The following is an 11,770-nucleotide window of genomic DNA, read 5'->3' as shown; positions in this document are numbered from 1 at the left end:
ACTTATCCTTTATTGGGCTCATCGAAGCGACAATCTTTAGCAATCTCAAAACTTTGCAACCGCGCTTTATGATCATACGCATGACAGGTAAGAATTAGTTCATTAACGCCAGTCGCTTTTTTGAAATCACGCATATAGTGATGCACTTGTTCTGCTGATCCGGTTGCAGAATATTTCAAGGCATGATTTGCTGCCGCCAATGCCATAGGGTCTACTTTGTCTTCGATATTATCGAGTGGCGCCGGTAACGGGCCAGGATTCCCTTGACGCAACGCCATAAATTGCAGTTGCATCGAACTTTTAAGGCGTTTTGCCGCTTGCTCGGTATCGGCCGCGAACACGTTTAATGCCGCAGCAATGTAGGGTTTATCAAGGTACTGTGACGGTTTAAAGTTATTGGTATAGGCTTCGATTGCCAGATGGAGATAATCCGGTGCAAAGTGCGAAGCAAATGCATAAGGTAAACCCAGTTGCGCCGCAAGCTGGGCTCCAAATAAGCTGGACCCCAATAACCAAACAGGCACATTAGAGCCAGAACCTGGGACGGCTTTAATTTTTTGATCGGGTTTTGGGTCGGCCAAATACCCCAGTAACTCCTGCACATCAGCCGGAAAAGAGTCCGCGCTGTCATAGGTGCGACGCAAAGCACGCAACGTTGCACCATCGGTACCAGGCGCTCGCCCTAGGCCTAAATCAACACGATTTGGAAACAGTGCCGCCAAGGTTCCAAATTGCTCCGCAGCAATCAATGGCGCATGGTTTGGTAACATGATACCGCCCGCTCCAATTCGAATCGTTTTCGTTTGCGAACCGATATACGCCAAGGCCACAGCCGTAGCGGCGCTGGCAATACCGGTCATGTTATGGTGCTCGGCCATCCAATAGCGATGATATCCCCAAGCTTCAACATGACGAGCAAGATCGGCGGAATTGAGTAACGACTCGCGGGCGTTACTACCTTCGGTAATCGGTGCTAAATCTAAGACAGAAAGTACAGCCACAACAGCTCCTGTAACTACTTCTTTGTGAGACATTTTAGTATGCTAACAAACAATTATGTAATTTCTTATAAAGGCAGATAAATATGCAGTATTGGTTGATGAAGACCGAGCCAGACGAATGCAGTATCGACGATTTTGCCAACAAGCCGAGTGATGTGATTCGTTGGGATGGTGTGCGCAATTACCAAGCACGAAACTTTATGCGGAACATGCAAATAGGTGACGAAGTGTTTATCTATCACTCAAGCTGCGCAAAAATTGGCGTTGTTGGTATTGTGCGTGTTTCACGAACAGCGTACCCCGATCCGGCACAGTTCGATACCGAATCACCTTATTTTGATAGTAAAAGCACGAAAGAAAAGCCACGCTGGGATGCCGTTGATTTACAGTTCGTGCGTAAATTTCCGCAAGTGATTTCGCTGGATAAACTGAAATCACTGCCTGAGTTGACTGAAAATCCACTCGTGAAAAAGGGTAGCCGATTAAGTGTGGTGCCGTTTACCAAAGCAGAGCGAGACGCAGTTTTAGCGCTTATTTAATCACTTACAAAATTCATGGTTGCAAATGCGAATTATTATTATTTATAATTCGCACCCTCTTACATTTGTATTTATCGGGGGAATATCAATGCAACCATCTCGCGTATCACTCGCACTTATCTCGATTCTAGGATTGTCAGTAACTGGCGCCCATGCCGCCGAAGTAGAAAGCACAGCAACTGAGAACCAAGAAAACATCTACGAAGTTCTGCAAATCATCGGTAGCAAAGAAGATGCACGTCAACTTGCCGGATCAAGCGCAGTGATTGACAATGAACAGCTCACCATTGAAGCAAACACAGATATCAACCAACTCTTAAAAACTGTTCCGGGTGTTTATATTCGCGAAGAAGATGGTCAAGGTCTACGTCCAAATATTGGTATTCGTGCCGCAGCTGGCGGTCGTAGTAGTAAAGTAACCTTGATGGAAGACGGTGTAATGATCGCACCAGCACCCTACATTGACCCTGCTGCGTACTATTTCCCTGAAGCGTATCGTATGCACACCATTGAGGTTCTCAAAGGCGCGCCATTATTACGTTACGGTCCACAAACAACTGGCGGCGTCATCAACATGATCACCACGCCAATTCCACTAGAAAATAGCGGCAAGATTGTGGCAAAAATGGGCGAATTTAATACGCAAGATATACACGCTTATTATGGCGGCCGCTCTGGCGACTTTGGTTTCTTAATTGACACCGTACAGCGCAGCAGCGCCGGCTTTAAAGATATTGATCGCAGTTCTCGCGATGCTGGTTTCGATATTGAAGATTACTTATTGAAGTTTAGCTGGACGGGCGAGCGTCAGAGCTTGTTGGCCAAAGTGCAGTATTCAGAGCAAGTATCAAACGAAACCTATGCGGGATTAACCGATGCTGATTTCGCTGAGAATCCGAACCGTCGTTATGGTTTGTCTGAAATTGATCAAATGACCAACCAGCATAACGGCTACTCGTTAACTTACACATTGGACGTTACCGATAACTCGCGTTTGAGTGCCATTGCCTATCGCAATGAATACAAACGTGATTGGTTCAAAACCAGCACAAACTCGTTCATTAATGCTGCCAATGCTGGCGACGCCGAGGCGCAAGCCATTCTAGATGGCACCATGGATGCGCAAGATTTACGTTACACCCACGGTAACCGTGCTTACGAATCATATGGCGTTGAATTGAATATGACGACCATGCTGGCTAATCACACCCTTAACGTTGGTGTACGTGACCATAACGATACGTTAGACCGTTATCAGCCAATTGAAGTGTATGATCAAATCAACGGCAGCTTAGTGTTTGATAGCGTGATTGCCCCAACCGGCGGTGACAATCGTTTAGAAGGTGGTGATGCGCGTACGTTCTGGATCAATGACGCATGGCAAGCCTCTGCTGACTTACTCGTTAACCTCGCGTTACGCTACGAGAACGTCGAAACGTTCCGCGAACAGTTCAGCGTGCCTGACCGTTCAGTACCTGGTAGCTATCGCTCAAATACTACCAAAGAATGGTTACCGGGCGTGTCGTTTACCTATGATCTTGATGACGCATGGCAGGTATTGGCCGGTGTTCACCGCGGCTTCTCGCCAATTGGTGGTGGCGCTTCTGAAACCGACGAGCCAGAAACCAGCACGAACTATGAAGCTGGCGTACGATACACCAATGGTTGGTTTGTTGAAGCACTTGCGTTCCGTAGCGACTTTAATAACCAAGCAGAAGTTTGTTCGTTAGCTAGCCCATGTAGCAACGGCGCAACTTCAGGTACCTATGTAACCGGTGAAGCGGTGGTGCAGGGTCTTGAGTTTCAATTGGGCCATGAATTGCGTGCAGGTGAATTCAACCTACCAGTGCACTTCAATTACACCTTTAGTGATGCCGAAATATCCGTTGATAACCCAATTACAGGCGTGGCGAAAGGCGACCGCTTAGCAGACATTCCAGAGCACACCATGAGTATGCGTCTTGGTTTAGAGCATGATTCTGGTTGGAATAACTATGTGGTTGCCAAGTACATGGACGAAACCTGCGTACGTGTTGGATGTAATCAAAATGAATCACCATTTAGTTACACTGAGTCAGTATTTGTGGTTGATTTAATTAGCCGTTACCCACTGAGTCAGCAGGCAACAGTGTTCTTGAAAGTTGATAATCTGTTTGACCAACAACGCATTGTTTCACGCACACCGCACGGTGCGCGCCCGAACAAGCCACAAACAGTATCTGTTGGTTTAGAATACAGCTTCTAATAAGTGTGCAAGTTGATTGCCGGCTAGCAAGTCACTGTTAGCTGGCAATTAAACTGCAATTACGACCGTTTGACTTACTTTGATACAACGCATTATCTGCAAGCTTTAATAGCGTATCTGCATTGAAACTCGATTCTTTAATAACCGCTACACCTGCACTAATCGTGACAACTTTTGCCTCGGTTTCTTGGTTTGGAATTCTAAGACCAGCAACTTCGGTGCGCACTCGCTCAGCAACTTGTAAAGCTTGCTGACAGTTTAAGTTCGGCAACAACATCACGAATTCTTCTCCGCCATAACGCGCCACAACATCGGCTGCACGCTGGGCGTGGTGAGATAACACTTGAGCGACACGTTTCAGGCATTTATCGCCAGCGGTATGCCCATAGGTGTCATTAAATGTTTTGAAGTAATCAATATCAAAATAGATTAACGCCAAAGGTTGGTTATTACGTTTCGCCCGAGCTATTTCTTTCTGCAGCGCATCATCAAAATAACGCCGGTTTGCGAGCTGGGTGAGCTCGTCGGTAATCGTCAATTTCTCAAGCCGCTTCATGGCTTGATTCAATTGTTCGGTGCGCTCCTGCACTTTGGCATCCAGATACTGGTTAATCATCAGTAATTCACGCTGCGGGTCGATAAAATCGGTGAGATTATGTGACGTTCCCCAAATGTGGGTTACTTCATCATTATCGTTCACAATTGGTACCAAGAATGTACGAAATAGGTACTCTTTGCCATTTACCACAGGCGTTTGCTCAAATTCCAATGGTAACTTGTCGGCCAAGCATTTATGGTAACCATCAAGAATGCCATCAGGATATTTTCCAGTGGCAATCAGTTCTGAAAATTTTGTACCTGGTTTTTGTAAAGGGTCGAGTTTAAGTGCTGCAGGATTGGCGAGAACCATTTCAAAATCGCCAGCAATTGGCTTACAGATCCAGAACGGATTTAACGACTTTTTCCATAACTGCTTGAAGAATAAATTCAATTCTTCGGGATTAAATGGGACCTGCTTCACTGCGGCGCTCTCTTATTGAATAAACATAATTGATACATATTTTTATTGAATTTAATACATTGAGATTAATGTAGTACAGATTAAGGAGAATGCCATGCGAAAAATAATGACCGTTTTGTTGCTAGCCCTTAGTTTTACTGGGTTTGCGCAGGAAAGCAGTGAACAAGACATTACCAAAACTTTACATTGGTTCATGGAAGGTGCCAGTATCAATAGTGCCGCAGTTCATGATGCATTTTGGGCCGACGAGTTGGTTTACACCAGCTCAAGCGGCAAGCGCTTTGGTAAAAGCGAATTGATGGATGGTGTTCGTTCTGGCGGCGAAATTACCGAGGAGCCTTTGACGAACTATTACACCGCTGAGGACATTCAAATAGAATTTTACGGCGAAACCGCGGTGGTCAACTTCACCTTAGTGAGTCACACCGATAACAACGCCGGTTACTCACGCGAAACCTTCTTGAATAGCGGGGTATTCATTCAACGTGATGGTCGCTGGCAAGCGGTAAACTGGAATGCGACCCGCGCCAGCAATTAATTCTCAAGAAACTCGGTGACACGCTGTGCCGCTTGTTGCGGCACTTCTACCATTGGCATGTGACCAATGCCTTTAAAAATATGCAACTCACTCTGGCGAATGCCACGCTGCCATATCGGCGCTGCAGACGGGCTGAGTATACGATCTTGGTCACCCCAAATGACGAGCGTCGGTGCACGAATCAACTCTAATCGATTATCCAGTAAATCGTGAAAGCGAAAATCTGTCGCGATATGGGCGTACTCGGTTTTTCGCTCGCTATAGCGCAATGCCATACCGCGTAACACAAACTCCGGTATAAACGGTGGTTGTGCCATGGTTAATTCGTAAAATTCCGCAAACTCATCTGCATTATCTATTTCAAATGGCGAGTCACCCTGCGCAAACAGCCGTTCAGTCTCACTTGGTTCTGGCGCAGTAACACCGGCTGGATTGAACACGATTATTTTATTGGTCTTAAGCGGGTACATGATGGCAAAGTTAGCAGCAATCATGCCACCCATCGAGTTGCCAATAATTGTCGCCCGCTCCAAACCGAGGGTTTCCATCAATTGCGCAATACGTTCGGCTTGCGCTGATGCACGATACGACCAGCCGCTAAAGTAGCCGGTTTCACCGTGGCCTGCTAAATCAGGAATAATCACGTGATAATGCTCATCTAATTGATTCGCGAAACGCAACCACAGCTCTTTTGAGCCCGTATAACCATGTAGCAATATCACCGCTTCACTGGTATTCAGCGTGTTACGTTCGTACACCGCCATTTCCATCTCATTAATACGAACGAACGACTTTTCAAACCCATAAAGCTTTGCCTCAATAACACCAACAGCATCGTAAACAGCAAGACCAACGCGCGGATGCAACGAGACCAGCCAAGCGGCAAAAACCAAGACAATTAACGTAACCAGAAATTTTTTCATGACGATTCCTGCCTAATAGCGTTGGTAGTCGTACGATGATGTTGTGGTTTAAATCGGCGAGCCTTCATTCGGTACACAAAACTGAAACCGGGATACATTGCGATAACATGGCCACTTTTGCTTTTATACCAGCTGTTACAACCGCCGCTATGCCAAACCGTTTTACGCATTTCACGATGAATCATTGTCGTGTAATCTGCCTCGGCTTGCTCAGTTACTTCCAGTAAGCCGCCATGTTTATCGCCGAAGCGCAGTGCTCGCATAATATATTGCATCTGCGATTCAATCACGAATATCGCTGAAGTGTGTCCAATACCCGTGTTCGGCCCCGTCACCAAGAATAAGTTGGGGAATTTAGGCAACGTCGTACCGAGGTAGGCGCGAGGAAACTCATGCCAAAAGTTTTTCAAGGTACTTCCGGTGCGACCGATAATCTCGTACCCAACCGCACCATCGGTGGCGTCAAACCCAGTTGAATACACAATAAGGTCAAGCTCGATGTTGCTGCCTTGCGTTGTTTTGATGCCGTTCTCGGTTATTTCCGCAATGCCGTCATGTTTATCATGCAAGGTGACATTCTCACGGCTAAGCGCCGGATAGAGTGTATTCGAGACAATGATGCGTTTGCAGCCGATGGTGTAATCCGGTGTTAGCTTTCGCCTTAAAACCTCATTAGGTACTTGCTTGCGTAAATGCTTTAACGCCGGTCGTTGGGCAAAAATCCGCATTAGCCCATGCGCATATTTGAAGGCAAAAACCCGCCATTCCAGAGCCCAATAAATGGTTTTCCGCAATGCGTGATACACAAATTTATTGCCCAGGAGTTTTCGTATCGTCGGTGAAAAGGTTCGGTCTGGACGAGGTAAAACCCAGTGTGGGGTGCGTTGAAATACATGTAAGTGTTGAACGTCTGGTGCAATTGCCGGAATCACCTGCGCCGCGCTCGCGCCACTGCCGATTACCGCAACGCGTTTGTTGCGATAATCATAACTGTGATCCCACTGATTAGTATGAAAGCTTTTCCCTTGGAAACGCTCTCGGCCATTAAAATCAGGAATAACCGGATTGCTCAACGGACCCTGCGCACTGATCACATAGCGCGCATACAAACTATCACCCGATTCCGATTCAATTTTCCAGCAACGAGATTCGTCTAACCACGTTAAGCGAATGACGTTAAAGTTCAATACGGTTTTTTCGCGTAACTGATACTTATCAATGACGCGGTTGGTATAGGCCTCCAGCTCCGCTTGCTCAGCAAACATTTGTGACCACGCTTGCGGCTCTGATGCCAGCGAATAAAGTGGCGACTGTACATCGACTTGTGCACCGGGATAGCTATTCTGACACCAAGTTCCGCCCATAAACGAACGCCGTTCAAGCATGACAAAGTCGAGCTGCTCTTGTTTGAGTAGGTGAATCGCCGCACTTTGTCCACCGAATCCCGTACCAATGATAGCGACATGGATAGGTTGCTGCGGCGACGTTGTTGGAGCTTCTTGCAACAAATTACACCTTTGCCGACGCACGCTTATTAATGCGATCAAACCACGCTTGCAAATGGGTTTGTTCATCTTTAATGCGCAATTTTACAACGCGCGCAAATGCTACGGTTGCAAACGCATTGATATCCGCAGCGGTGAAATCATCACCAAGCAGGTATGTATTATTCTTCAAATGATCATTTAAGAAATCGAGAAACTTTTCAGCGGCACCGTAGCAATCTTGTCCGTAATCCGGAAAACAGTTCATACGGTCTTTGAAGTAACCTGAAGTATGCTGAAAACACATTCCTACTGGCGTCATCAGGTAAAAATCGACCCACCGTAGCCATTGCTCAATCAATGCTTTCTGCTTGGGTGTATCACCAAGTAACTTGGGAGTCTCAGGATGGGCTTCTTCTACATATCGACAAATCGCCATGGTTTCAGCCAAGTTGGTACCATCATCGAGCACCGCAACCGGCACTTTTTTCATTGGGTTCATGGCAACAAACTCAGGCGTTAAGTTTTCACCTTTGGCAATATCAACCTGAATGAATTCAACCTGATCTAATAAGCCCTTTTCGGCCAAAAACATACGTACGCGGCGCGGGTTCGGTGCTGTTGCGGTTTCGTAAATTTTCATCATGTGTTCCTGTGTGTTCTATTCATTGAATAGGACACACAATGAAACAACTTCAGCGACAACGCAAGCGCTTGTTTTCTTAGTTTTTAAGCCTTTCGACGCACACGCTTTTTACGTCGTTGCCACCACACGTAGGTGCCGGTTATTGCTAACAGTAACGGCGTAAACCCGACGATACTCCAGATAATTTTTACCGGTAAGCCGCCAAAAGTTCCAAAATGCAATCGGCGAAAGCTATCGAGGGTTTTCGCGCCAACACCTTGTTCATTGAGGTTGTAAGTACTCATGTAATCGCCGGTATGCGGATCATAATTGCTCACGCTGCCATAGTTACTCAATAGCGGATTCGCTGTTGGGGCACGCCCAAATATCGTGAATGGCAATTCTGGCTCATACGGGAATAGTAAATACGTCGGTTTAAAGCCGTCGATGCGCTGCTGACTGTCAGCAACCAATGAGTCAATATCGAGGTTCGTATGATAAAGTCGCTTTGTCATAATATGGTGCTCGGCACCATCGGCATGCTCTGTCCACTCTTCATAAAAAATCAGAATATTGTAGTAGCCGCCAGTAATCGCCAGCACCAACAGTACTGGTGAAGCAAACGTACCAACCATTTTGTGCAAATCGCTGAACACGGCAAGCAGGCGCTGATTCCAACGCAAAGTGAACAAACGCGCCCAAAAACGTCGGTACATAATGAGCCCAGACACACCCATAAACAGCAAGAAAATCGACAGTATGAGCCCGATAATCAAGCCAAGGTGTTCGGGCAAGTGTTTAAGATCGTTAAGCATCAGCGTGTAGTGAAACTCAACCAGCCAGTCGGTTAAGTAGTGACCAGTTTCTGTTGGCTGACTCAATAGCTCACCCGTGTATGGATTCAAATGAGCTTTGTGCCATTCATCAGTCCCACGCTTAATCATAAAGATGCGGTCGGCTTCATCATGACCAGCCGGAAAAATTTCCCAACTTCCGAACTCGTAGTCCGGTAACTGCGAGTTGACTTTGGCAGTCAACTCGGTCAACGGTAACCGCGGTTGCTCGGTAGCGGGCAACGTTGCAATAGACGGCAGCAATAGCGCATCAATTTCTTTTTTGAAAACTAAAATACTGCCGGTAAGACAAATAAGAAGAAAGGGGATCATACAAATGATCCCCGCCCAACCATGCCATTTATGGAGAGTCTTTCGCATCCTTGGTTAAACCTTTAAAACGAATAGCTTAGCGTTGCAGAATAATTACGAGGTGCGCCATAGTAACCCTGCGTCGGCCACAACAAGCTGTTGATATATTTCTCATCAGTGACGTTATTCGCGTTCAACGACAACAGCAAACTATCGGTAAATTGATAGCTCGCCATTAAATTTAAGCGGCCATAAGCATTCTGTTTTGTAACAATCGTCTCGCCAGCATTGGCGTAACTTTCGCCCACAATGCCCTGCACGCGAGAGATGGTATCCTGCCACTGATAGCTCATGCCAAACTTCCATTCTTCCGCAGACGTTGGACGATAAGTTAAGGCCGCACGGAATAAATTCTCAGGCGTGTAGTCTTCAACGGTTGCATCACCATCAAGCTCAAATGCCGTGGCTGCAATACTGCCTTGCAGGCCGGTAGCAATCTCGCCTGACAATTCAACTTCAAAACCACTGCTAGTTATCCCATCTGCCGCACGATAAACCGTTTCCGGCGCATTGGTGTTTGGATTAGTCACAGTACCATCACCAACCGCCAGATTTTTCTGTGTCACGTCGAAGTAAGCTGCCGACAACAATGCGCCACCATTAAATAATTCCGTTTTAACTCCAATTTCAGCCGTTTCACCCGTTAATGGTGGTAACCGATTGAAGTCACGATCACGTAGGTTTTGCGCTTCGAACGTTTCGGTATATGACGCGTAAACCGTTGTTGCATCGTTGAGATTATGGGTTACACCGAAGTACGGAATAAATTCAGCATCATCTCGCGATTGATCCACGCCATAACCAATGCCGTCGGTTTTAAATTCATTGTAACGACCACCTAACAACAATTTGGTGTCGATACCTAAACTGAAGCGCGCTTGGGCATATAGCGCTTTTTGTGTGTTGTCGATTTCACTGCCAGCTAAACCGTCGGTAAATTCAGGAAATGGCGTGTTGCCGTCCCAATCTTGCAACGCGGGCATCGCTGGAAAACCATTACCGGTGTGGAAGTCATACAACGACGTATCGATGTAATCTAAGCGCGCATAATTTGCACCAAAAACGACCTGATGGTCTAAACCACCCAGTTCAAAATTGCCAGTCACATAAGCATCAAGGGTATCTTGCTGGTCATTGAGATCGTACTCGCTACCATAGCCTAACAGACCTAAACCGGTCTCCGGGTCCAACCCCGTTGAAGGGTCTGGCAGATATGTATAAAACAAGAAACTGTCTTCATCAGTACGAACTCGGTTATAGGCAACACGCAATGTCCATGCGTCGTTCAGCGCCGATTCGATGTCGATAAAACTACGGCTTTCTTCCACAGTCCAGTTCGACCAATCGGCCGCAATATTTACCGAGCGGTCAAAATCTGTCGGCGTACCATCGCCGTAATGTAAGGTAATCGCTCCCCACATATTGCCATCGGTATCGCTACGATGTTCACTATGACCAACGGTAATCAGCGTGTTACTGGTTGGCGCATAATCAATCACTCCATAAACAACCTGCGAAGTATGCTCATAACGATCAAGATACGACTCGCTATCATCATTCACGAGAACCAATCGGCCTCGTAATGAATCAGTTAACGCACCAGAAAAATCACCTTCAACGCGCTTGCCCGACCAGGAACTTAAGGTTGCTGAAATATTATTTTGGGTTTCTGAAGTTGGCCGTTTGCGCACCAAGTTAACGGTTGCCGAAGGGCTACCGACACCGGTCATGATGCCATTTGCGCCATGCACGACCTCGACACGCTCATACACAGCTGAGTCGATACGTCCATGGGTATTGCTATTAATTAACGGGAGACCTAAACCATCAACCTGAAAGTTATTAACTTCAAAGCCACGCGACGTGTAATAAATTCGGTCGGTTTCAACTTGTTCAACGTTAATCGTGGCTGAAGTTTCGAGAATTTTGTTGATGTCATTCAGGGCAAAATCACGGATTCTCTCTTGGGTAACCACAGTTACCGTTTGTGGCGTCTCCTTCACGCTGATATCAAGTTTCGAAGCTGATTGTTGATCTCCGGCAAGATAACCGCTTTGTTGCTGACCTCGAATTTCTAATCGTTCGATCGCTTCGGTGGTTTGCGGCTCAAGTGAGCTAGCAAAAGCAGACGGCATACCCGCCAAAATGAGAGCTGAAGTTACTGCAGACAACTTGATCACGTCCATACC

10 protein-coding genes are annotated in these 11,770 nt (G+C 46.5%); 3 read left to right on the top strand and 7 right to left on the bottom strand.

Annotation, left to right across the window (positions count from 1 at the left end; genetic code table 11):
- Positions 1–2 precede the first annotated feature (2 nt).
- Positions 3–1,001 carry an LLM class flavin-dependent oxidoreductase gene (locus tag CWI76_RS09435; protein ID WP_404409684.1) on the bottom strand — a complete coding sequence of 333 codons (999 nt, stop codon included), beginning with the start codon at positions 999–1,001 and terminating at the stop codon, positions 3–5.
- 83 nt (positions 1,002–1,084) lie between these two features.
- Here CWI76_RS09435 and CWI76_RS09430 point away from each other — a divergent pair, with 83 nt between their 5' ends.
- Entirely contained in the window at positions 1,085–1,540 is a 456-nt protein-coding gene (locus CWI76_RS09430; RefSeq protein ID WP_126760095.1) for an EVE domain-containing protein, read from the top strand.
- Between the two features lie 88 nt (positions 1,541–1,628).
- Positions 1,629–3,785 carry a TonB-dependent receptor family protein gene (locus tag CWI76_RS09425; RefSeq protein WP_126760094.1) on the top strand — a complete coding sequence of 719 codons (2,157 nt, stop codon included), beginning with the start codon at positions 1,629–1,631 and terminating at the stop codon, positions 3,783–3,785.
- A gap of 37 nt (positions 3,786–3,822) precedes the next feature.
- Here CWI76_RS09425 and CWI76_RS09420 read toward each other — a convergent pair whose 3' ends face one another.
- Positions 3,823–4,806 (bottom strand): sensor domain-containing diguanylate cyclase, encoded by a 984-nt coding sequence (locus CWI76_RS09420; RefSeq protein WP_126760093.1) that lies wholly within the window; start codon positions 4,804–4,806, stop codon positions 3,823–3,825.
- A 94-nt stretch (positions 4,807–4,900) separates the two neighbouring features.
- Here CWI76_RS09420 and CWI76_RS09415 point away from each other — a divergent pair, with 94 nt between their 5' ends.
- Positions 4,901–5,344 carry a nuclear transport factor 2 family protein gene (locus CWI76_RS09415; RefSeq protein WP_126760092.1) on the top strand — a complete coding sequence of 148 codons (444 nt, stop codon included), beginning with the start codon at positions 4,901–4,903 and terminating at the stop codon, positions 5,342–5,344.
- On the opposite strand, the gene CWI76_RS09410 is transcribed toward CWI76_RS09415, so the two are convergent.
- The 5 genes from CWI76_RS09410 to CWI76_RS09390 form a co-directional block, all read right to left on the bottom strand.
- Positions 5,341–6,267: an alpha/beta fold hydrolase gene (locus CWI76_RS09410; protein ID WP_126760091.1), complete on the bottom strand. Its 927-nt coding sequence runs from the start codon at positions 6,265–6,267 to the stop codon at positions 5,341–5,343. The two genes, CWI76_RS09415 and CWI76_RS09410, sit on opposite strands and share 4 nt — an antisense overlap.
- Positions 6,264–7,775, bottom strand: a complete 1,512-nt coding sequence (locus CWI76_RS09405) for a flavin-containing monooxygenase (protein ID WP_241968005.1) — start codon at positions 7,773–7,775, stop codon at positions 6,264–6,266. Before CWI76_RS09405 ends, CWI76_RS09410 begins: the two co-directional genes overlap by 4 nt.
- 1 nt (position 7,776) lies before the next feature.
- The gene (locus tag CWI76_RS09400) at positions 7,777–8,394 is read right to left on the bottom strand and encodes a glutathione S-transferase family protein (RefSeq protein ID WP_126760223.1); all 618 of its coding nucleotides are present in this window, start codon (positions 8,392–8,394) and stop codon (positions 7,777–7,779) included.
- 86 nt (positions 8,395–8,480) lie between these two features.
- Entirely contained in the window at positions 8,481–9,590 is a 1,110-nt protein-coding gene (locus CWI76_RS09395; RefSeq protein WP_126760089.1) for a PepSY-associated TM helix domain-containing protein, read from the bottom strand.
- Between the two features lie 14 nt (positions 9,591–9,604).
- On the bottom strand, positions 9,605–11,761 hold the full coding sequence (locus CWI76_RS09390; protein ID WP_241968003.1) for a TonB-dependent siderophore receptor: 2,157 nt from the start codon (positions 11,759–11,761) through the stop codon (positions 9,605–9,607).
- Positions 11,762–11,770 lie beyond the last annotated feature (9 nt).

This window comes from Pseudidiomarina marina (genome assembly GCF_003987045.1).
Lineage (GTDB): Bacteria > Pseudomonadota > Gammaproteobacteria > Enterobacterales > Alteromonadaceae > Pseudidiomarina > Pseudidiomarina marina.
The sequence above is the reverse complement of the archived record's forward strand: the minus strand, read 5'-3'. Positions and strand labels throughout refer to the sequence as shown.